Origin of the sequence: Parathalassolituus penaei, assembly GCF_026626885.1 — a bacterium.
Taxonomy (GTDB): Bacteria; Pseudomonadota; Gammaproteobacteria; order Pseudomonadales; family Oceanobacteraceae; genus Oceanobacter; species Oceanobacter penaei.
In genome coordinates this window covers 302774-322888 of the sequence record NZ_JAPNOA010000029.1, presented here as the reverse complement: position 1 = coordinate 322888, position 20115 = coordinate 302774, and the positions used below count along the sequence as shown (strand labels likewise).

18 protein-coding genes and 1 pseudogene are annotated in these 20115 nt (G+C 55.5%); 11 read left to right on the top strand and 8 right to left on the bottom strand.

Translation table 11 applies throughout. The features are described from left to right. Window positions 1-185, bottom strand: a pseudogene (locus OUO13_RS12865) (hypothetical protein); the annotation flags it as partial. Between the two features lie 349 nt (window positions 186-534). Further along, a complete protein-coding gene (locus tag OUO13_RS12860) occupies window positions 535-840 on the bottom strand; it encodes a hypothetical protein (RefSeq protein WP_283174291.1) in 306 nt (101 codons plus the stop codon). Between the two features lie 401 nt (window positions 841-1241). Between OUO13_RS12860 and OUO13_RS12855 the strand changes: the two genes are divergently transcribed. From OUO13_RS12855 to OUO13_RS12845, 3 genes are read left to right on the top strand one after another with little or no spacing between them, the layout of a single operon-like run. Next, window positions 1242-1706, top strand: coding sequence for a MarR family transcriptional regulator (locus tag OUO13_RS12855; protein ID WP_283174290.1), 465 nt, complete (start codon window positions 1242-1244; stop codon window positions 1704-1706). Further along, a complete protein-coding gene (locus OUO13_RS12850) occupies window positions 1696-2766 on the top strand; it encodes an HlyD family secretion protein (RefSeq protein ID WP_283174289.1) in 1071 nt (356 codons plus the stop codon). The genes OUO13_RS12855 and OUO13_RS12850 overlap by 11 nt, the downstream gene beginning before the upstream one ends. Next, complete coding sequence (locus OUO13_RS12845) at window positions 2724-3791, top strand: DUF2955 domain-containing protein (protein WP_283174288.1); 1068 nt, start codon at window positions 2724-2726, stop codon at window positions 3789-3791. The genes OUO13_RS12850 and OUO13_RS12845 overlap by 43 nt, the downstream gene beginning before the upstream one ends. Window positions 3792-3893: 102 nt before the next feature. On the opposite strand, the gene OUO13_RS12840 is transcribed toward OUO13_RS12845, so the two are convergent. The 6 genes from OUO13_RS12840 to OUO13_RS12815 form a co-directional block, all read right to left on the bottom strand. Next, a complete protein-coding gene (locus tag OUO13_RS12840) occupies window positions 3894-4271 on the bottom strand; it encodes a hypothetical protein (protein ID WP_283174287.1) in 378 nt (125 codons plus the stop codon). Between the two features lie 81 nt (window positions 4272-4352). Further along, window positions 4353-4691: an AzlD domain-containing protein gene (locus tag OUO13_RS12835; RefSeq protein WP_283174286.1), complete on the bottom strand. Its 339-nt coding sequence runs from the start codon at window positions 4689-4691 to the stop codon at window positions 4353-4355. Further along, window positions 4688-5413 carry an AzlC family ABC transporter permease gene (locus OUO13_RS12830; RefSeq protein ID WP_283174285.1) on the bottom strand — a complete coding sequence of 242 codons (726 nt, stop codon included), beginning with the start codon at window positions 5411-5413 and terminating at the stop codon, window positions 4688-4690. The genes OUO13_RS12835 and OUO13_RS12830 overlap by 4 nt, the downstream gene beginning before the upstream one ends. A 313-nt stretch (window positions 5414-5726) precedes the next feature. Further along, window positions 5727-6875, bottom strand: coding sequence for a 23S rRNA (uracil(747)-C(5))-methyltransferase RlmC (gene rlmC / locus OUO13_RS12825; protein WP_283174284.1), 1149 nt, complete (start codon window positions 6873-6875; stop codon window positions 5727-5729). 156 nt (window positions 6876-7031) lie between these two features. Then, window positions 7032-7955, bottom strand: a complete 924-nt coding sequence (locus OUO13_RS12820) for an NgoMIV family type II restriction endonuclease (RefSeq protein WP_283174283.1) — start codon at window positions 7953-7955, stop codon at window positions 7032-7034. Then, window positions 7952-8980: a DNA cytosine methyltransferase gene (locus tag OUO13_RS12815; RefSeq protein WP_283174282.1), complete on the bottom strand. Its 1029-nt coding sequence runs from the start codon at window positions 8978-8980 to the stop codon at window positions 7952-7954. Before OUO13_RS12815 ends, OUO13_RS12820 begins: the two co-directional genes overlap by 4 nt. A gap of 962 nt (window positions 8981-9942) precedes the next feature. On the opposite strand from OUO13_RS12815, the gene OUO13_RS12810 reads away from it, so the two are divergent. The 8 genes from OUO13_RS12810 to tilS all read left to right on the top strand — a co-directional run bounded on the left by OUO13_RS12810 (window position 9943) and on the right by tilS (window position 20089). Beyond that, window positions 9943-10824, top strand: a complete 882-nt coding sequence (locus OUO13_RS12810) for a hypothetical protein (protein WP_283174281.1) — start codon at window positions 9943-9945, stop codon at window positions 10822-10824. Between the two features lie 127 nt (window positions 10825-10951). Then, complete coding sequence (locus OUO13_RS12805) at window positions 10952-11404, top strand: DUF6998 domain-containing protein (protein WP_283174280.1); 453 nt, start codon at window positions 10952-10954, stop codon at window positions 11402-11404. Between the two features lie 361 nt (window positions 11405-11765). Then, entirely contained in the window at window positions 11766-15266 is a 3501-nt protein-coding gene (dnaE, locus tag OUO13_RS12800; protein WP_283174279.1) for a DNA polymerase III subunit alpha, read from the top strand. Window positions 15267-15354: 88 nt separating this feature from the next. Beyond that, window positions 15355-16131, top strand: a complete 777-nt coding sequence (locus tag OUO13_RS12795) for a COG4705 family protein (RefSeq protein WP_283174278.1) — start codon at window positions 15355-15357, stop codon at window positions 16129-16131. A gap of 57 nt (window positions 16132-16188) precedes the next feature. Further along, complete coding sequence (locus tag OUO13_RS12790) at window positions 16189-16851, top strand: response regulator (protein WP_283174277.1); 663 nt, start codon at window positions 16189-16191, stop codon at window positions 16849-16851. Further along, the gene (locus OUO13_RS12785; RefSeq protein ID WP_283174276.1) at window positions 16848-18167 is read left to right on the top strand and encodes a sensor histidine kinase; all 1320 of its coding nucleotides are present in this window, start codon (window positions 16848-16850) and stop codon (window positions 18165-18167) included. Before OUO13_RS12790 ends, OUO13_RS12785 begins: the two co-directional genes overlap by 4 nt. A 144-nt stretch (window positions 18168-18311) precedes the next feature. Then, the gene (locus OUO13_RS12780) at window positions 18312-18587 is read left to right on the top strand and encodes an Lrp/AsnC ligand binding domain-containing protein (RefSeq protein WP_283174275.1); all 276 of its coding nucleotides are present in this window, start codon (window positions 18312-18314) and stop codon (window positions 18585-18587) included. Between the two features lie 107 nt (window positions 18588-18694). Then, window positions 18695-20089 (top strand): tRNA lysidine(34) synthetase TilS, encoded by a 1395-nt coding sequence (tilS, locus tag OUO13_RS12775; protein WP_283174274.1) that lies wholly within the window; start codon window positions 18695-18697, stop codon window positions 20087-20089. The last annotated feature ends 26 nt before the right edge of the window (window positions 20090-20115 follow it).

The following is a 20115-nucleotide window of genomic DNA, read 5'->3' as shown; positions in this document are numbered from 1 at the left end:
TTGGCTTCACGAGCAATTGCTTCATTTAATACCCGCATAAACCAGCTGATATCGCAGAGCCGTGCGCGCCATTCGTCAATCAGGATGTGCAAACGGTTTTGCTCGGCTTCCGATAAAGGCTCTTCACGAACGAACCGCTGGGACAAGGCATTGCCGTTGAACAGTTGGTGCCAGCGTACAACCACATCACTTTCGCTCCAGCCGCTGGCCTGATCGGAGTCGACGAAAAGGACAACGTGGTACAATTAACTACTAATTTGAAAGATTTTAGTAGCTTGGTTCTCGGCTGGAGATGCTTGCGACGGGGTCACAGATATTCCTCCTGGAGCGTCGGGCATGTGGGGGCACCGATCAAGCGTCATCATCGGTTACAAGCATAGGCATTACTGAGTGCCCGAGCTGTTTCGATTGGTTTCTGAATGTTCCGTTGATTCCGTGGAGCAAGAGTGATGGCTGTGCTGTGTTTCTGAAAAGCCAGATTTCAGCGGGCTTTGATGCAGGATTGAGTGGCTTTTGATCTGTCTCAGCCAATGATTACGAACGTTTCGCCGTGGTATTCGCCAGAATAAATGTCAGTTCCTCAGGGGAGAGAATCCCCGCCGCAAAACGTTTCAGCAGGTCTTTATCGCGCTGGCTGTCACAGATCTCACACAGATACTGGATCACATCTTTTTTGAAGCGCAGATACTCTTCCCGGTACATATCCTCTCTGGCGGTTTCGATCAGCTCCAGCAGGTTGATTCGAATGCGATTGTAGAGATCGCCGGTGGTGTCCTGGCTTGCATCGTAGCCTTGCCATTGTTCCTGCAATTTCGCAAATGCGTTGCGGAGGCTGCTCATCAATCATCTTTCTCGTGTTGGATGAATGGGGAAGGGGTCATGGAGTGGGCGCGAGCCTGCTGAGTGTTCGCCTGCCAACATCAATACCACTGACGTGATTCTGGCGGGAGCCATTGCAGATACAAGGCCTGCCAGGATTTATCCCGCGTATTGGATACCAGCAGCAGGCCGCTGCCAAGCCTGCTTCTATGGATGATTGCTACGTTTTTCAGGATTCTTATGAGTGGGGCGCTCGGCGTTATACCCCGGAGTGCTCTGTGTGCGTGCGCTGAGTTCTGTTGGTTTGTCCCGCTCAGACCCGCCATTGTCCGTTGTGGTTGCAACCGGTTGTTCCATTTTCGCTTATTTAGTTAGCTTGCTAAGCAATGTACCCTGCCGCCAGTTTTATAGTTAGCGTGCTAATGATTCTGGAGGTTGTTCTGGGTAGTCATATCGGATGGCAGTTGGCCATCGCGGCCAGAACCTGGCGTTCTGTAGTGGATTTGTGGATGGCGGATATGGGGCTGACCCAGTCGCGCTGGATGGCGTTGTTGCATTTGCAGCGTCTGGGCGAGGGCTGTAGTCAGAGTGAGCTGGCGCAGCATATGGGCATTGAGCAGCCGTCGTTGCAGCGCACCATGAATCGTCTGGTCGAGGATGGCATTGTTGAGCGTCGTAACTGCGATGTGGATGCACGGCGCCGTACGCTGTGGTTTACCCCGGAAGGGCATGTGTTGTTGCAGAAGGTGCAGGCACGTATTGAGGAAGGGCGTAGCCGGATTCTGGCAGGCCTGTCGGCCGAGCAGCTGGAGTTGTTGTCCGGCATGTTGGAAACCCTGATTTTGAACGCCCGTCAGTTACAGCTGGAGCCTCCGCATGACGCCTGATATTCATTTTAATCGCTGGATGCGGCGGGCAACGGTGCTGTTTCTGCTGATTCTGGCTTACATCCTGTTTCTGGATGTGAAATTACCCATGACCTCCTATGCCATGGTGCAACGGCCGGTGGTAACCGTAGCGCCGCGTGTGTCGGGCACGGTGCTGGAAGTGAATGTGCACAATAACCAGGCGGTAAAGGCTGGTGATGTGTTGTTCCGTATTGATGATCGCGATTATCAGCTGGCACTGGAGCATGCTGAGCTGGCGATGATTGAAGCGGGGCAGGGCAACGAGGCATTGCAGGCGGACCTTGCTCATGCCGAGGCGGCGCTGAACGAGGCCGAGGTGCAGCAGCAGGAAGCAGAGCGCGAGTATCGCCGGATGGAGTCGTTGCACGAGCGTCAGGTGGTGAGCCAGCAGGATCTGGATCGTGCCAGCTCCAGTGTGCAGGCGGCGCAGGCTCGTCGTCAGGCGGCGCGTGAAAGTCGTAATTCGGTGGCGGTGAAGCTGGGCGAAAGTGGTGCCCGCAATTTGCAGATTCGTCTGGCGGCCAACCAGTTGGCGCAGGCCCAGCTCAACCTCGATCGCACCGTGGTGCGGGCGGCGGAAGACGGTGTGATCTCCAACCTGCAATTGCAAGTGGGTGCACAGGCCGTGGTTGGGCAGCCGTTGTTGTCGCTGGTAGCAACCGACGATGCGCGTATTGCGGCGGATTTTCGGGAGAAAAGTCTGGCCAATATTGCCGATGGTGCCGAAGCCTGGGTGGTGTTTGATGCCCTTCCAGGGCAGCTGTTCAGCGCTGAACTGGACAGTCGTGATATGGGCGTTGCCGCGGGTCAGCTGCTGGCCAATGGGCAGTTGGCCAAGCCGGATGACAGTGATCGCTGGGTGCGTGATGCGCAGCGGGTGCGGGTCTATCTGGATGCGGAACCGGATCACGGCTTGCCGCTGAGTCTGGTCAGTGGTTCGCGGGCGACGGTGATGTTGTTGTCGTCTCACGGTGCCTTGCTGGATACCCTCGGCAAATGGCAGATGCAGCTGATCAGTTTGCTGCGTTACGTGTATTGAGTGCGGTTATGCCAACCGGGTTAACCCCATTCGACAAGCGCCGGTTGCTGCGTCTGGCCATTGGCAGTACCGCCGGATTTGCGATCAGCAAACTGATGAACTGGCCGTTCGGTGTGTTTTTTGCCGTGTTTCCGATGCTGTTAATGGGCATGGTGCCGGTGTTCAACCGGATGGTGGCCTGTCAGTTTATTGCCGGTGTGTTGGTGAATATCGTCGAGCTGTGGCTGTTGCAGGCGCTGTTCGAGCCCTATCCGCTGCTGATGTGGATGGCGGTGACCTTTGTGTTCGGTTACCACTTCCGCTTTATGATCACCACGCCGTATCTGCTGCTGTGGGTGTCGGGGCTGATTACGTTATCGACGGTGTTGAACCTGGCCAGCTACAGCCCGGCACAGTTGCACGACATGATGGTGGCGACCCTGTTGTCATCCAGCCTGTCGGTGGTGGTGGCGGCCTTGTTGTACTGGCTGATTCCGGAGCCGGAAAAACCGGGGCCACCGCCGGTAGTCAGCCTGAGTCATGCCCAGATCAATCACCGTATGCTGATGGGGACGATTCTGGCATCGGCATCCTATGTGGTGTTTCAGGTGCTCGACCTGCGTGATTCGTTGTCGGCCCAGGTCGCCACCATGCTGGTGCTGTTCCCGATGACCTATTCCGGTTCGGTGCTGAGTTGCTGGAATCGGGTGCGCGGGGCGTTGTATGGCTGTGCGCTGGCGCTGGTGACGCAGATTCTGCTCTACGACCTGATTGATCATCTGGTGCTGGTGGTGTTGGCGATGTTTATCACTGTGATGATTGCTGCGCGTCTGCATCTGGCGGAACGTGCCGGTTCAGCGATGGGCTTCGGGGCGCTCACCACCATTGGTATCCTGTTCGGGCAATACCTGCAGCCGGGGGCCGATATTCTTTACGCCAGTCTGTATCGCATCAGTTCAGTGGCAGTGGCGCTGCTGGTGATGATGATGTGTGCTTACTGGCTGGACGAGTTGCTGAACCGTTTTGCCCTTACCCGTAATGCCTGATCAGTACCTGTGAAGGGTTGTCCGAGGGGCTGAGCAGGCAACGGGCTGACGTTGTTAATGACTGACGTTTTTACTGACTGACGTTTTTACTGACTGACGTTTTTACTGACAACCACCGCTTTCATCCGGGCCATCACAAACATCCAGTGCGGTGCCGAGGTCGAGGCTGCTGTAGGAAGTCCAGCTGCGGTGGTGCAAATAGGCAACTGCAGCTTCGCCGTTCAGCTGCAGCATCATCCACGGCAGTTCATGGCGCATGGGTTCGTAGTCGCTGATCAGGATCGACTTGTCTTCAAATACCACCCGGTGTTCGTTGGTGGCGTAATTGAATTCTTCGCTGCAGGCACCTTGCCAGAAGGTTTCGCTGGCGGTGTGGGTATACACGCAATGGCGCTGGTAGGAATCGTTAGCGCGGATTTCATCGGCCCACAGCGGTGTGCTGGCGAGCAGCATCAGAGCAGTTAACAAACCGGTTTTCATGCGGAAACTCCTGTATCGCGTTTGGATAGGCTTCTACTTGGGGTTCACTATACCGGTTTGTTGCGTTCCCGCGTGTTCTGATTATCCAATCCACAGCGGCAGCAGGTTTTGCATGGCCAGCAGGCTGCCCATACCGGCCAGCAGGCTGTACAGGGTGTTGCGGAAAAACCACGCCATTAACGCCGCAATCACCGCTGCCAGCAGACGTGGCCAATCGACCAGTACATCGCTGCCCGCTGGTGGCAGCACCACCGCCGGTGCTACCAGTGCTGCCAGCACACTGGCGGGAACATATTGCAATGCCCGTTGCAGCAGCGGTGGCACACTCCAGCGGCCATGTCCTTCAATAAACGCCAGCCGTAACACCAGCGTGGCGATCCCTACCGCGACGAATAATCCCCACAGGGTCAGATCGTTCATGCCTTGGCTCCTTGCTGGTGGCTTGCGGCCGGTTTCTTGCGGGTTTCAACCAGCAGGCCCGCGGCAATGCCGCTCACCGACGCCACTATCAGACCGAGGTTATAGGGCAGGCCGTGTGCCAGTACTGCGACCAGGCCACCGGTCAGTGCCGCCGACAGGCTTGCCGAGTTACGAATCGCCGGCACCAGAATGGCCAGGAACGACAGCGGAATCGCGAAGTCGAGCGACCAGCTGGCCGGAATTCCACTGCCCACCATCACCCCGAGAATCACCGATACCTGCCATACCAGCCACATGCTGAACGAGGAACCGGCGAAGAACCACAGATCCATCGGCGCGTGTGGCTGTTGCTGGTTACGCACCATCGACAGCGCAAACGACTGGTCGGAAATCATATAACCGAGCGGCCAGCGGGCTTTCGCCGGCAGCCGGTGCATATGCGGGGCGAGGGCGGCGCTGTACATCAGAAAGCGCAGGTTGATCACCACCACGGTAATCAGGATCACCAGTGGCAAAGCCTGTTCGTTAAGCAGCTGCAGCGCTGCCATTTGCGCCGAACCGGCGTAAAACAGCAGGGTCATGCCGAGAATTTCAAAGAATGAATAACCCTGATTGGCGGCCGTAACCCCGGTGACCAGACCAAATGGCAAAACGCCGGGGGCCAGCGGCAACAGCGCCTGAATACCTTGCTGAAAGGACTGCCGTCCAGCGGATGCGTGCATGCAGTAAAACCTCGGAGATCGGGCAGAAAAAGGCTACGCAGATGTTTCTGAACGAGTGTCAGAGGGGGAGGGGATGCGCAGCAGATTGGCTACAAAGCAGGGTAGCCCGAGATTCGTTGTATCCACAAACAACTTTCTGTTCGATGAAATCATAACGGCAGGTTGGGCAAAATCCTGCTTTTTGCGCGGTGAGAACGGTTGGATAATCCGTATGGGCTACAGACAGGAGCGGAAGCAGCGCAGCGGTCAGAGCGACCTGGATTTATTGGGGCGATCGGGCCGGTTTGGTTTTGATCACCAGACCGGCGCTTTATCAAACGCCTGTACGGCGTAATTCCACCAACACTTCCATATGGTCGGTGTTCGGGAACATATCAAACCACTGTGCCTGCACCACCTCGTAATTGAGCCCTGCAATATCGCGGGTCAGGGTTTCCGGGTTGCAGCTGGAATAGATGATATGACGCGGGGCGATCTGGTTCAGACGCTCCACCAGTTCGGTGCCCAGGCCTCGGCGTGGCGGGTTCACAATCACCAGATCCGGGGCGCTGCCTTGTTGTTGCTGGCTGAACGCGGCGGAATCCAGTGCATCGAATTCAAGGTTGTTGATGCCCATGCGGGCCGCTGACTGGCGCGCGCAGGCGATGGCTTCCGGTTCGATCTCGATGCCGGTAACACGCTCGGCGAACGGTGCACAATGCAGGGCAAAACCACCGGTGCCACAGAACAGATCCCAGATATGATGCGCGCCGGTCGCTTGCGCCCAGCGGGCTGCGGTGCCGTACAGCTGCTCGGCAACGTCCGGGTTGGTCTGGAAGAAACTCTTGGGACGCTGGAATAGCGGAATGCCGTTGAACTCTTCTTCCAGCAGCTGGTTGTCGGTGAGGAAAATCTCTTCGTCACCTTCCAGACGTGCCATATGCACCGGCTGGATATTCACACTTACGACCTGAATTTCCGGATGCTGCTGCAGCAAACGCGACAGGTTCTGGCGGATACGCTCAATGCATTTATCGCTGCCGAGCACCAGACGCAGCATAAACTGGTCATACCGACGGCTGTGGCTGAGCAGAATGTATTTCAGCTCACCACGGCGCTTGTGGCGGTTGTAGGGGGGGAGACCAGAGCTGCGAATCCACTCCGGCAAATCGCCCAGCAGTGCCTGCATATTGGCCGGATACAGCGGGCAGTCGGTTAATGGCTGGGCGCTGAAGCCCTGTTCGGCGCTGAGTTCAATGCCCACCACCGGTGCCTGCGCCACGCCCAGCACCACCATTTTGGCCTTGTTGCGAAAACCCAGACTCTGGCTGATGCAAGGCGGCAACCAGCGTGATGCTTCAATGCCGGTCAGCTGTTGCAGCGCTGCGGTTTTGTCGGCGATCTGTTGCTGGTAGGGAATATCTAACAGGGCACAGGAGCGGCACAGCGACTGCTCGAAATAAGGACACGACATGGCGTTCATCGTTACCTGCTGGTGTAGGGATGGATCTGGAAGCCGCAGCCATGCTGCGGTCGGGCAAGCGGGCGATGGTATGTGATGTTATCCGACGAGGGTAGTTCTTCTGGATATATATTGAAGGTTTTCGTCGTTCTTGCATTGAAGTAGCTTGTGCGTTTATTAGATCGCCAGATCCAGTGGCAGGTCGCTGATGTCTTTCAGGCGCTTGCCTTCAATCATGCTGTTGAGAGAGTCGACCAGATCATCCCGGTCCAGCTGCTCCAGACACTGCTTCAGCTCATACAGGGCAACGTGATAAACACAGTCGATGTCACCGGTGCCGATCGCCAGTGAAGCAATGCGGGCTGGCATGGGTTCGGCGGTAACCGCGACAATATGCGGAACACGCCCTTTACGGCTGCGAATCAGGTTCAGGGCTTCGGTGCGGGTGTTTTGCGAACGATCTGAACGCATGGTGAATTTGCAGGAAATACTGGCGTGCAGCAGGGCAGAGGGAGATTGAGGATCCGCATGGTTGGCGCTGCGGAGCATGCTGTTCCGTGCGTTATCGGGATCGACAATGGCATGGCTCTGATTGATCTGTTCGTCTGTTTCGGGAAGTCGCGCAATCACTACGTCAGGCGCAATGGTGTAACCATCGCCAAGGAAGTTGCGTAATTCAGCATGTGCCTCGGCGAGTCGATCCAGCTCCGCCAGATGGCTGTATTGCTCGTATTGGCCAATAACCCCACTTGCTCGACTGGCGGATTTGGCGATTTGCCAATGTCCTGGGCGAAGGTGTGCAAGATATGGAAAGGTATCTTGCAGGAAGCTGGCGCAGAGTGATTCAAAGGCGTTACCTAATGTCTGCCCCTTGGGTTTCTGCTTCTGGACGATGGCGGACAAGCCGGTTTTAGACTCCATCATTGCCAATAAACCATTGCCAATCTGGCAGCTGGATTTCTGGCCGGAGTCAGCATTGCTGGCAATCCACGGCTGCGCGTATTTTTTCTGGTCTGCTGCTGACAATGGGCAATAACAGAAAATTTCCTGCGCAATCAGATCGCGGTGCAGTTTTGTGCGGGCATCCTGTATCAAACTCATGCGACTTTGCTTCCTTTCCTTAGCCCGGTTTTCAGGGCCTTCATGATCTGTTTGCCGACGGCCTCGGCAACCGGTGGCGGGAAGGCATTACCGACTTGCCGATAGGCGTGGGTCTTGCTGCCAAAAAATTGCCAGTGGTCCGGGAATCCCTGAATCCGGGCGGCCATTCGTACATTTAGCAAGGGCATATGTTCAAAGCCGGGGCGGATACTGCCGTCGCGGCCCAGCACCCCGACAAAGTCGGGAGATGGCAGTTCATCGGGGTCTCCGACCCGATGGCCATTCACCCCCAGAGCCTGCCACTGGCGCTTGGCGCGGGTGGGGCCGAGATCCGGGCCTCCGTGTTTTTTGGAGCCTCCGACCAGAGTCGGGGCAATGCTGCAGGCTTTGTCTTTCCAGGCGTCAGCCCCAGGCCAGCCTCGGGCGGCCATCAGATCAAACAAGGCTTCACCAACACTGACGGGGGTACTCACGGTGGGTTCCGGCCATTGAAAGTGCTTCATCAATCTGGCTGGCATGGCCACCAGAATGACGCGGGGGCGCAGTTGTGGCACCCCGAAGTCTGCAGCCTGCAGAAGCTTCCAACGGCTTTCGTAACCCAGACGCAACAACTCGGCTTCGAGCTGGTGCCGATAGGCATCGAATTTCTGATCCAGCAAGCCGGACACATTTTCGAGCATGACCGCGTAGGGGCGTACCGCTGCAACGATTTTCAGGGCGGTCGGAAACAGATCGCGTTCGTCATCAGGGCCGAGCTGCTGTCCGGCCTTGCTGAACGGCGGGCAGGGGACACCGCCGGCAACCAGTTCGATCTGGCCAAAGTATCGGCCGGCCTCCTGTTCCGCGAACTGCTTGAGATCGGTTTCGAGAATCTCCCCCCAGCCCAGCTGCAGCTGGTGATTGTTGAGACGCAGGGTTTCGCAGGCGTGGTGATCCAGTTCGACCAGTACGCTGTGAATAAATCCGGCATTATGAAGGCCAAGCGCCTGACCACCGGCGCCGGCACACATCTCGATCGTTCTCATTAAGGCTGTCTATACATACAGTTAAATACAGCGAAAATTATACAGAAGATCGCATGAAATGCTTGTAGAGATCCTGATTCAGCCGCTGACTAACAGAAAGACCAGCAGCCTGTCGGGCGCTATGCAGAACGGTTATCCCTTGCCGGCGCTCCTGGCCTCGTCCCCGTGCTCCTGCGTGAGTGAGAATGTGCCTGGCCCTGAGTGGTAAACCTGCGGCTATCACGCAGGAGCCAGAGTGGTATGACTACGACCTCGTTCCCACGCTCCCGCGTGGGAATGCGCCTGACACTGCGGCTACCACACGGGAGCCAAAGTGGTATGACTACGACCTCGTTCCTACGCTCCTGCGTGGGAATGTGTCTGACCCTGAGTGATAAACCTGCGGCTATCACGCAGGAGCCAGAGTGGTATGACTACGACCTCGTTCCCACGCTCCCGCGTGGGAATGTGCCTGACCCTGAGTGGTAAACCTGCGGCTATCACACTGGAGCCAGAGTGGTATGACTACGACCTCGTTCCCATGCTCCCGCGTGGGAATGTGCCTGACGCTGCGGCTATCACACTGGAGCCAGAGTGGTATGACTATGACCTCGTTCCCATGCTCCCGCGTGGGAATGTGCCTGACGCTGCGGCTACCACGCAGGAGCGTGGGAGCCAGATGGATGGATTCCGTGCCCAGGCGGCCCCACCCGTTTTTATCGGATGGCTTGCCCGTTTTGGCCGCAGCTGTTAGCGTAAACCACTGAAATAAGGGATGGTAAGGCGTGGCTACAAATGCTTTGTGTGCCTGATAAACCGTAAAACGCGCATGCGCGTATTTTCGGTGGTTGCCTGTATAGCGATAAGGATATTTTCAATGAAAGTCAGATGCTTATCCCTCTTTTGCAGCAAAACGAGCCGCCAGCAAAACGCGCATGCTCATAAATAAAACTGTCAGTGATATGAAGGTTTGTAGGTGAATCATGAATAATCAAATAAGCGATCAAAGTGATAAACAGAAAGTGGGTGATCTATCTATTATTGTAATGCTAATAGGTGCTGGTGTTGACCTGGCTCGAGAAGGTTTTAAATATTTAAGAAGTCGTGATATTTTGCTTGTTGAGATAGAGAAGGATAAAGCTAGGTTAGAAAACGAAAAAAATCAGAAAATTGCCAATTTAATTGAAGCCAATAAAACTGAAATGCTGGACGCTATTGGAAAGCATCAGATAACCTTGCAGCAAACGATTGAAAAAGCTAAAAGTGAAATTCTACAAAAAATTGAAGCTGATAAGCTTGAAATGCTTTTATCTAAAATAAAAAAAGCTAAACTAGCACTAGAGATGAAAGATGTAAAAAGCTTTATGCTGATTGCGTATGAATTATTTGACTATACAGAGTATGCTTGGAAACGTATACATGAAGAAAAACATAATTGGATTGGTCCATGGATGGTTGGAGAATCAGTTCGCTTGAGTCTTTTAATGTACTCAATACAAGAAGATAACTACGAGATAGTTTTGCGTGAATATTCTGATTTTAGAATTAATATACTAAATGTAGTAGGTCGTAAGATAATAGAAGAAAGTGAGCCCATTGCATGGGAAAAGATCTCTTCTTTTATTGAAGGAAAAAATGAAGATATATTGGATGATGTATTGAGTGCTTCTGTTTTATTAATTGATGGTGGAAAACGAGTCAGTCAAGATTATGAAACAAAAAACAATATAAAATCAAATATTAAAGGACAGGCCCTTGGTTTTGTTCCTGGAGGTAGGAAAGTTTGCGCTTCTTGCAAAAGAGTGACATTTGATAAGGTATTGAAATGCCCTAGTTGTGGTAAAGACGAAGTGTGGTGGCAGTGACTCATGAGTTACATTGTACTACTGATAATATCGTATGATAACAACAGTATCAACAGTGGCCGGCTTTGCCCGCTGCACGTCAAAGTCGTCCCGCTATGCTGAGCTTTATATTTTATAAGAGAGTGCAATGGAAGACGTAAAAGACCTGTGGCTAAAGTTCAATGAATATTCGAATAAACTAACAATTGCACTTGGTCGCACTAGTAATATCGTAGGTGAATACGCGGAATATCTGGTACACAAGCATTACGGTGGTAGGCTTCTTGAAATCTCTGGAGCTGGCGCGGATATAGAAGCGCCTGACGGTAAGCTGTATCAGGTCAAATCCCGCAAGATTAAAGGTGCTACTTCAACACAGCTTAATGTTATTCGCTCATGGGATTTCGATTTTTTGGTGGTGATTTTATTTGAGTCTAATGGCGCAGTTAAAAAGGCACTGCAAGTTCCGGTAGACGTCGCTAAAGAATACGGCACTGTTAATAGTCATCAAAATGGCTGGGTCATAACTACTAGTCAAAAGTTTCTAAACGATCAAAGATCAAAAGATATAACACTGTCTTTATCGGTGCTAAACCAATGAAATATAAAAGGTTGTTCAAGCATCGTTCCGGCCAAAAGACGGCCTCCACTGGACTCGCTAACGCTAGCCGCTTAGCGAGGCATTAAAACTTTAGCCCTTCTCCAGAGTACCGTGTCTACGGTAGACCCTGACCTCGTTCCCATGCTCCTGCGTGGGTATGTGCCTGACCTTGCGGCTACCACGCGGGAGCGTGGGAGCCAGATCGAAGACCGGGAAAGCTGGTCCGGTTCCGGCTGTAAACCTGCCTGACGCTGCGGCTTCCACACCGGTGCGGGCGCCGGAGCCGGATATACCCGGCCAGCGTGTCGGCATGATCTGTTGTAAACTCTCTGTCCGTTTTTGCCCATTCCGGTTAGCTGCCATGACGATCGCCAACTTCGTTCACCTCCGTGTCCACTCCGAGTTCTCCCTGTACGACAGTGTTGTGCGGGTGAAAAAACTGGTGGGAACGGCCAAGGGCATGAATATGCCGGCGGTTGCCCTGACCGACCAGGCCAACATGTACGCCTTGCTGAAGTTCTACAAGGCCTGTCTGGGTGAGGGCGTCAAACCGATTCTGGGCGCTGACCTGTGGCTCGAAAACCCGGAAGACCTGCAGGCGCCATTCCGGATCACCGCCCTGTGCCAGACACCGGAAGGGTATCTGGGCCTGCGTGAGCTGATTTCCCGTGGTTTTATGGATGACCAGCATTACGACAAGGTGATGATCAAAAAGGAGTGGCTGTTTGAGAAAAACACCGGCCTGATCCTGCTGTCGGGGGCTCGTGATGGTGATGTGGGCCAGCGGGTGCTGAAGGGCAAACTCGATGCGGCTGAGCGTCTGGTGATGGAATATCACCAGGTGTTTGGTGACCGTTTTTATCTGGAACTGCAGCGTACCGGTCGGCAGGGTGATGAAACCCTGGTGAAGGCGTTTCTGGCGCTGGGTGCCCGTCACCGGGTGCCACTGGTTGCCACCAACGATGTGCGATTCCTCAAGGCCGACGATTTTGAAGCCCACGAAACCCGGGTTGCTATCGGCCAGGGTTATGCGCTGGAAGACAAACGCCGTCCGCGGGAGTACAGCGAGCAACAGTATTTCCGCAGCGCCGAGGAAATGACGGCGCTGTTCCACGATATTCCATCGGCCATTGCCAACACGGTGGAAATTGCCCGTCGTTGCTCGGTGGAAGTGTTGATGGGCAAATACTTCCTGCCGGACTATCCGATTCCGGAAGGCATGAGTGAAGCCGATTTCTTCCGCAAGATTTCGCAGGTGGGTCTGGAAGAACGTCTGGATGTGATTCTGGCCGGTATCCCCAAAGACTCACCGCAGTATCTGGAAAAGCGCCAGCCCTACGATGACCGTCTGAAGTTCGAGCTGGATATTATTATCCAGATGGGGTTCCCCGGTTACTTCCTGATCGTGATGGACTTTATCCAGTGGGCCAAGGATCACGATATTCCGGTTGGTCCGGGGCGGGGTTCGGGTGCCGGCTCGCTAGTGGCCTATGCGCAAAAAATTACCGACCTTGATCCACTCGAATACGACCTGCTGTTCGAACGATTCCTGAACCCGGAACGTGTGTCGATGCCCGACTTCGACATCGACTTCTGTATGGAAAACCGTGAGAAGGTGATCGCCTACGTAGCCGACAACTATGGTCGTCAGGCGGTATCCCAGATCGTGACGTTCGGCACCATGGCCGCCAAGGCGGTAGTGCGAGACGTAGCGCGGGCGCAGGGTAAGTCGTTTGGTCTGGCCGACAAGCTGTCGAAGCTGATTCCGGGTGATCCGGGCATGACCCTCGAAGTAGCGCTGCAAACCGAGCCGCTGCTGAAAGAGTTTCTGGGTGAAGACGAAGAGGCCCAGGAAATCTGGGAAATGGCCCTCAAGCTCGAAGGTATCGCCCGTCAGACCGGTAAACACGCCGGTGGTGTGGTGATTGCACCAACCAAACTCACCGACTTCTCGGCCACCGCCTGTGAACCGGGCGGTGCTGGTCTGGTGACCCAGTTCGACAAGGGCGACGTTGAAGAAGCTGGTCTGGTGAAGTTCGACTTCCTCGGTCTGCGGACCCTGACCATCATCGACTGGGCGCTGGAAACCATCAATCGCAAGCAAGCCCTGAAAGGGCTGCCGCCGGTGGACATCAGCGCCATTCCGCTCGATGACCCGGCCTCCTACAAGCTCCTGAAAGAAGCCCGTACCACGGCGGTGTTCCAGCTGGAATCGCGCGGTATGAAAGATCTGGTTCGGCGTCTGCAGCCGGACAACATCGAAGACATGATCGCTCTGGTGGCGTTGTTCCGTCCGGGCCCGCTGGAATCGGGCATGGTGGACGACTTTATCAACCGTAAACACGGCCGCGCCAAGGTGGCCTATCCGCATCCGGACTTTGAGCACGAAAGCCTGAAAGACGTGCTGGAACCGACCTACGGGGTAATCGTTTACCAGGAACAGGTAATGCAGATTGCCCAGGTTCTGTCCGGTTATACCCTCGGTGGGGCGGACATGCTGCGCCGGGCGATGGGTAAGAAAAAGCCGGAAGAGATGGCCAAACAGCGCGATACCTTCCGCGACGGTGCTATCAGTCAGGGCGTTGATCCTGATCTGGCGATGAAAATCTTCGACCTGGTGGAAAAGTTCGCCGGTTACGGTTTTAACAAATCGCACTCGGCTGCCTATGCGGTGGTGTCGTACCAGACCCTGTGGCTGAAGCAGCACTTCCCGGCGCCGTTTATGGCGGCGGTAATGACCGCCGATATGCAGACCACCGACAAGGTGGTGATCTTTATTGAAGAATGCCGCGAGATGGGGCTGGAGATCATCCTGCCGGATGTTAACCAGTCATTCTTCGGCTTCACCGTTAACGATGACGAGGCCATTGTTTATGGCCTTGGGGCGGTAAAAGGTGTGGGTGAAGGCCCGATCAACGCCATTATCGAAGCCCGCAAAGCCGGTGGCCCGTTCCGCGATCTGTTCGATTTCTGCCAGCGCGTCGACATCAAAAAGCTCAACAAACGGGTGATGGAAGCCCTGGTGCGTTGTGGTGCTTTCGACCGTATGGAAATCACCGCGCCGCGTTCGGTGCTGATGGCCAGTATCGAAGACGCCATGAAAGGCGCAGGCCAGACCGCGGCTAACGAAGCCTCGGGTATGTTCGACCTGTTTGGTGAGGTGGAAGCCGAAACCGCGTCGGAAACCGATCCGTACGAGCGCCACCGTAGCCTGCGTGACTGGACTCTGAAAGAACGTCTGCAAGGCGAAAAAGACACCCTCGGTCTGTTCGTAACCGGACACCCGTTCGATGAGTACGAACTGGAAGTCCGTCAGCTGGCGCCAACCCGTCTGGTGAATCTGCAGGAAAGCAAAAAGCCGCAGAAACTCGCCGGTCTGGTGGTGGATATGCGTCTGATGAAAAACAAGCGCGGCGACAACATGTGTTTTGTCACTCTCGACGACCGTTCCGGCCGTATGGAAGTGGCGCTGTTCTCGGACATCTACGAGCAGGTGCGCCATGTGGTAGCCAAGGACAAGGTGCTGATTGTCGAAGCCATGATCAGCCACGACTCCTATTCCGGCGGCCTCAAGGCCACGGGGCGTACCGCGATGGAAATCAGCCAGGCACGTCTGGCCTTTGCTAGCGGTATTCGTATCCAGCTCGACGGTGAACGCATGGACGAACGTTTCTGCCAGCGTCTCGGCAAACTGTTGGTGCCAATGGAAGGCGGTTGCCCGGTGGTGATTGAATACCGCAACGACAGCGCTCGATGTGATATTCGCCTCGGCGATGAATGGCGGGTTAACCCGACCGACGACCAGCTGCAGGAACTGCGGTTCGAGTTCGGCGAAAAAGCCGTTGAGTTGGTGTTTGGTTAAGCGGGCTCACAAAGTGTCGGCGCTAAGTTTGCGCTAAGGCCGGGTGCTTATGCTGGCGTGGTTTTGAATTCACCACGTCGGAGTCAGCATGTCGGAATACGCTTCTTCTGTATCGCGGGTGCAAGCCCGCGTTCCTGAAATCATCACCCTGTACTGGGTGATCAAGATTGCTTCTACCACCCTCGGCGAAACCGGTGCCGACCTGTTTTCCATGACCTGGGATCTGGGGTATGCCGTTACCATTGCCATTTTTCTGGCTTTGTTTGTGGGTAGTGCCATTCTGAAAATATCCCAGGATGGTTATCGTCCGGTAACCTACTGGCTGGCCTTTACCGCCAGCGCCATCGCTGGTACTGCCATTTCCGATTTTATTGATCGTACGCTGGGCCTTGGTTATGCCGCTGGTTCGTTACTGCTGGTGGCCTTGCTGGTATTGATTCTGCTGGGCTGGCAAAAAGCCGAAGGCAGTGTGCGGGTCGAAGATGTGCGCAGCCGGGCTGGTGAAGTCTGGTACTGGCTGGCGTTTCTGGTTGCCAACACCCTTGGCACTGCCGCCGGGGATTTTCTGGCGGATGATATGGGGCTGGGGTTTGCGATGGGAGCGGTGCTGATTTCTTCCGTGCTGCTGGCAATTCTGCTGGCATGGTATTGGCGCTGGTTACCCAATACGCTGCTGTTCTGGTTGGCTTTTGTGTTAACCCGGCCGTTCGGTGCGACCTTTGGTGACTGGTTGACCAAACCCCTGTCGCACGGTGGTCTGGCGCTGGGGACTGCTGGTTCATCGGTATTGTTTGCGCTGGTAGTGGTGGTGGCCGTGTTTTGGGAACAACGCCGGTGTCAGCAGCAATTGCTGGTGGCCGGATAATCCGGAAGGTCGAGTTTAGCGCGGTTGTTGCAGGATTCATGACAGTGGAGGCACAAGATGCGGGTATTACTGGTCGAGGATGATTTCCTGCTGGGAGAGGCGATTCGCCAGTCATTACGGGATGCCGGTATGGCGGTGGATTGGGTCACCCAGGGACAGCAGGCGTTATCGGCGCTGACGCTGGAGGATTATCAACTCGGCTTGCTCGACCTCGGCTTGCCGGATATCGACGGTTTGCAGTTGCTGCAAAAAGCCCGCGACAACGGTGTTTCCCTGCCGGTGATTATTATCACTGCCCGTGATCAGGTTACCGATCGTATTTCCGGGCTGGATCTGGGCGCGGATGATTACCTGGTCAAACCCTTTTCCAATGACGAGTTGATGGCCCGCATCCGGGCTGTCAGTCGTCGTCATCAGGGCAACGCCAGTCCCTTGTTAACCAATGGTTTTCTGACTCTCGACCCGGCAACCCGCGAAGTTCAGGCCGGTGAACAGGCTCTGAGGTTATCGGCGCGGGAGTTTGCCTTGTTACATGCCTTGCTGCAGAAACCGGGGGCTATCCTGTCCCGACAGCAGCTTGAAAGCCGGATTTATGGCTGGAACGAAGAAGTTGAAAGTAATGCGGTGGAGTTTCTGATTCATTCGGTGCGGCGCAAGCTCGGCGTCAACAGCATTCGTAATGTTCGTGGTCTGGGCTGGATGGTGGAAAAACCGGTATGAACAGTCCGTCGTTACAGCGACAACTGATCCAGCGACTGCTGGCGCTGGTGTTGTTGACGGCGCTGGTCAGTGGCCTGTTGTCGGCATGGCTGGCCTTTCATGAAGCCCGTCATACCCAGGATGACCTGTTACAGCAGTTATTGCAGGTGGCCGAACGCGGCAAATTGCAGGTGGATGTTGAAGACTCGGGGGCTGAGGATGCGCTGGTTATCCTGCCGCTGGCATCGGCAGCTCAGTGGTTTGTGGTGCCGGATGGTGTCGACACCGGACAGGGGGATGGACTGCACGATGGACTGCAGGAGCTTGTCTCCCGAAGCCAGCCCGATGAGCGCTGGCGCGTGCTGGTGCGCAGTGATTCGGGCCTGCTGGTGGGACAGCGTCTGGAAGTGCGCAACGAGCTGATTATGGATGCTTTCTGGCAAAGTTTTTTACCGCTCTTGCTGCTGCTACCGTTGCTCTGGTGGCTGGTGGGCTGGCTGATTCACCGCAGTTTCCAGCCGCTGTTGCAGCTCAGTGCCGAGTTGCCACAGCACCTGTCGGATGGTGAGCCGGTACCGGAGTCGCAACGGGTTCCGGCGGAAATCCTGCCGTTTACCCAGGCGGTCAACCAGCTGTTTGGACGTCAGCAATGGCTATTGCGCCAGCAGCAACGCTTTGTCGCCGATGCTGCCCACGAGTTGCGCACGCCGGTCAGTTCGCTGCAGCTGATGCTGGATAACCTGCGTTCATTACATTCCGCCGACGAGCTGCTGCAGCGTTTGCCTGCCATTCAGATGGCAGTGCAACGTCTGCGGCAGCTGGTCAACCAGCTGCTGGATCTGGCTCGTATCAACGATGGTTCTGACCTTGTTCTGACTGACGTAAACTTGCAGGAATGGCTGGCCGCAGTGGTCGAGATCATGCTGCCGGTGGCCGATGAACGTGGAATTGATCTTGGGGTAGGGCAGTTCGATGACGGCATTGTGCATACGGATGCGGGTCGTTTGCAGCGGGTGCTGGTGAATGCCATCGACAACGCCTTGCGTTACAGCCCGGCGGGCACCCAGGTGACGGTATCCGTGCTGTGCAATGCCGACTGGCTGGAACTGCGGGTTGAAGATCAGGGGCCGGGGATTGCCCCGGATATGCTTGAACAGGTGTTCGAACCCTTTGTGCGGGACAATCGTTTTCAGAACATTCCGGGCACCGGGCTGGGATTGGCCATTGTGCGGGATATCGCTCGCCAGCTGCAGGGCGAGGTGTGGCTGCAGCCGCGTGCCGAGGGTGGTTTGTGTTTTGGTTATCGGCAGCCGGTCATTGAGGCGCGTCCGGACTGAGAGCCGCTGCGGGTTGGCAGACCACTGCTGTTGCCAGATTGACCGCGAGAATCTGACGACCAAAGCGTTGCTGATCATGGATTTGTACGCTTTGTCTGGTACATTGTAATAGTTGAATATTCAATGATTGTAATGGAGCCCGCTATGACCACCGCTATTGTTCTGATCAAGGCCGCCAGCCTGCAGGTAAACCAGGTTGCCCAGCAGTTGCTGGAAATTGATGGTATTCGTCAGGTGTATTCCGTTGCCGGTCGTTACGATCTGGTGGCGCTTCTGGAAGCTGCCAACAACGAAGCGGTGGCGGCCATTGTCACCGACCGCATACACAAGATCGATGGCCTGCGTGATACCGATACCATGTTTGCGTTCGCCTCCCACTCCCGTAAAGACATGGAAGCCATGTTCTCCGTAGGGAGCTGATACTCGCTGTTCCGAAGGTTGTTTTGGCTGGTCGTTATTGTCTGACGGGCAGGCGCAAGAGGCGGTGATACAATCGCTGCCTCTTTCTGAATGATCCCGGAGTTGTTGTGCCTGTCTGGCCGGATTCTTTTCAGCGTTTTCTGAAACCACTCGCGACTGACGACTCATCTGCCTGTTCAGGGTTTTGGGTGGGCTTCAGTGGTGGGCTGGATTCTCTGGTGTTGCTGCACTGGCTGGTGCAGTGGCGCGATCAGTTTGCTCCCCATTTGCCGATTGCGGCGTTGCATGTTCATCACGGGTTGTCGCCCAATGCCGATGCCTGGGCGGAGTTCTGCCAGAAGGTTTGTGCGTCTTTGCAGGTGCCATTACAGGTTGAACGCGTGCAGGTGCGTAATCAGGGCGATGGCATCGAGGATGCGGCGCGGGTGGCGCGTTATCAGGTTTACCAGCGTTATTGTGCGGCCAACAGCTGGTTGCTGTTGGGGCATCATGCCGACGATCAGCTCGAAACCCTGTTGATGCGCCTGCGCCGTGGAACCGGGCTGGCCGGGCTGGCGGGAATGCGTGCCCAGCGCTGGCTTGATCCGTCGCGCAATATTCGGATCGGTCGGCCCTTGCTGGAGGTCTCGCGGCAGCAGTTGGCTGATTGGGCAGATGCACAGGGTTGGCTGGCGGGGCGTGACTGGGTTGAGGATGAATCCAATCAGGATGTCCGTTACGAGCGTAACTGGTGGCGTCAGTACCTGTTGCCGTTACTGGAATCTCAATTTCCCGGTGTGCGTGCGCCGCTGTTGCGCAGTCGGGCGCGTTTGCAGGCCGATGCCGAAGCCTTGCAGTGGCTGGTCGCGGAGCGTCTGGCGCAATGCGAGCAGCCCAACCTCTGGCCTTTGGGGGCTTCAACCTGTTTGCAGCTGAACGCGGTGAACAAGCTGCCGGCGTTTTTGCATCTGTATCTGTTGCGGGCCTGGCTGGCCAGTCATGGCTGTTTGCCTGGTGATGAGGCGGTGTTGCGGGATCTGTGGCGCAGTATGGAAGCGGCAGAGGATCGTCAGCCTCTGGTACGACTGGGGAGTTGGCAAGTGCGTCGGCATCGCGGTCTATTGTATCTGCTGCCTGCGCAGTTGCCTGAGATACTGGTCTGGCCATTGCGAGAAGTGTTACCGGCTTCGATGAACTGGGCGGGCGGTGCCCTGCTGATCAGTCCGGTATTGCAGTCTGCCTTGCAGAAACACGCGCAGTGGCAGCTGTTACCGGCAGCCGGGTTGGCATCTGGCTGTGTGATCCGCATGGTCGGACGACCAGCCAAACGCCTGTCACAATTGTGGCAGGAGCGTGGAGTGCCTTTATGGTTACGTGATCTCTGGCCGGTGCTGGCAAATCCTGACGGAATTATACTGGTCGCCGGACTGGCAGTGTCGGCAGACTCTGGGTTGGATGTGGCTGATTTGAGCTGGCAATGCGCTGAACCAGTTGCGCCAAAGGTAATCGAAGACAGCGAATAACCGTGCATGTGATATCGGAGATACAA

Coding starts and splice junctions, on each gene's coding strand:
- OUO13_RS12860 (WP_283174291.1), bottom strand. CDS start 840: ATGAGCAGCCTCCGCAACGCATTTGCGAAATTGCAGGAACAATGGCAA.
- OUO13_RS12855 (WP_283174290.1), top strand. CDS start 1,242: ATGATTCTGGAGGTTGTTCTGGGTAGTCATATCGGATGGCAGTTGGCC.
- OUO13_RS12850 (WP_283174289.1), top strand. CDS start 1,696: ATGACGCCTGATATTCATTTTAATCGCTGGATGCGGCGGGCAACGGTG.
- OUO13_RS12845 (WP_283174288.1), top strand. CDS start 2,724: ATGGCAGATGCAGCTGATCAGTTTGCTGCGTTACGTGTATTGAGTGCG.
- OUO13_RS12840 (WP_283174287.1), bottom strand. CDS start 4,271: ATGAAAACCGGTTTGTTAACTGCTCTGATGCTGCTCGCCAGCACACCG.
- OUO13_RS12835 (WP_283174286.1), bottom strand. CDS start 4,691: ATGAACGATCTGACCCTGTGGGGATTATTCGTCGCGGTAGGGATCGCC.
- OUO13_RS12830 (WP_283174285.1), bottom strand. CDS start 5,413: ATGCACGCATCCGCTGGACGGCAGTCCTTTCAGCAAGGTATTCAGGCG.
- rlmC (WP_283174284.1), bottom strand. CDS start 6,875: ATGAACGCCATGTCGTGTCCTTATTTCGAGCAGTCGCTGTGCCGCTCC.
- OUO13_RS12820 (WP_283174283.1), bottom strand. CDS start 7,955: ATGAGTTTGATACAGGATGCCCGCACAAAACTGCACCGCGATCTGATT.
- OUO13_RS12815 (WP_283174282.1), bottom strand. CDS start 8,980: ATGAGAACGATCGAGATGTGTGCCGGCGCCGGTGGTCAGGCGCTTGGC.
- OUO13_RS12810 (WP_283174281.1), top strand. CDS start 9,943: ATGAATAATCAAATAAGCGATCAAAGTGATAAACAGAAAGTGGGTGAT.
- OUO13_RS12805 (WP_283174280.1), top strand. CDS start 10,952: ATGGAAGACGTAAAAGACCTGTGGCTAAAGTTCAATGAATATTCGAAT.
- dnaE (WP_283174279.1), top strand. CDS start 11,766: ATGACGATCGCCAACTTCGTTCACCTCCGTGTCCACTCCGAGTTCTCC.
- OUO13_RS12795 (WP_283174278.1), top strand. CDS start 15,355: ATGTCGGAATACGCTTCTTCTGTATCGCGGGTGCAAGCCCGCGTTCCT.
- OUO13_RS12790 (WP_283174277.1), top strand. CDS start 16,189: ATGCGGGTATTACTGGTCGAGGATGATTTCCTGCTGGGAGAGGCGATT.
- OUO13_RS12785 (WP_283174276.1), top strand. CDS start 16,848: ATGAACAGTCCGTCGTTACAGCGACAACTGATCCAGCGACTGCTGGCG.
- OUO13_RS12780 (WP_283174275.1), top strand. CDS start 18,312: ATGACCACCGCTATTGTTCTGATCAAGGCCGCCAGCCTGCAGGTAAAC.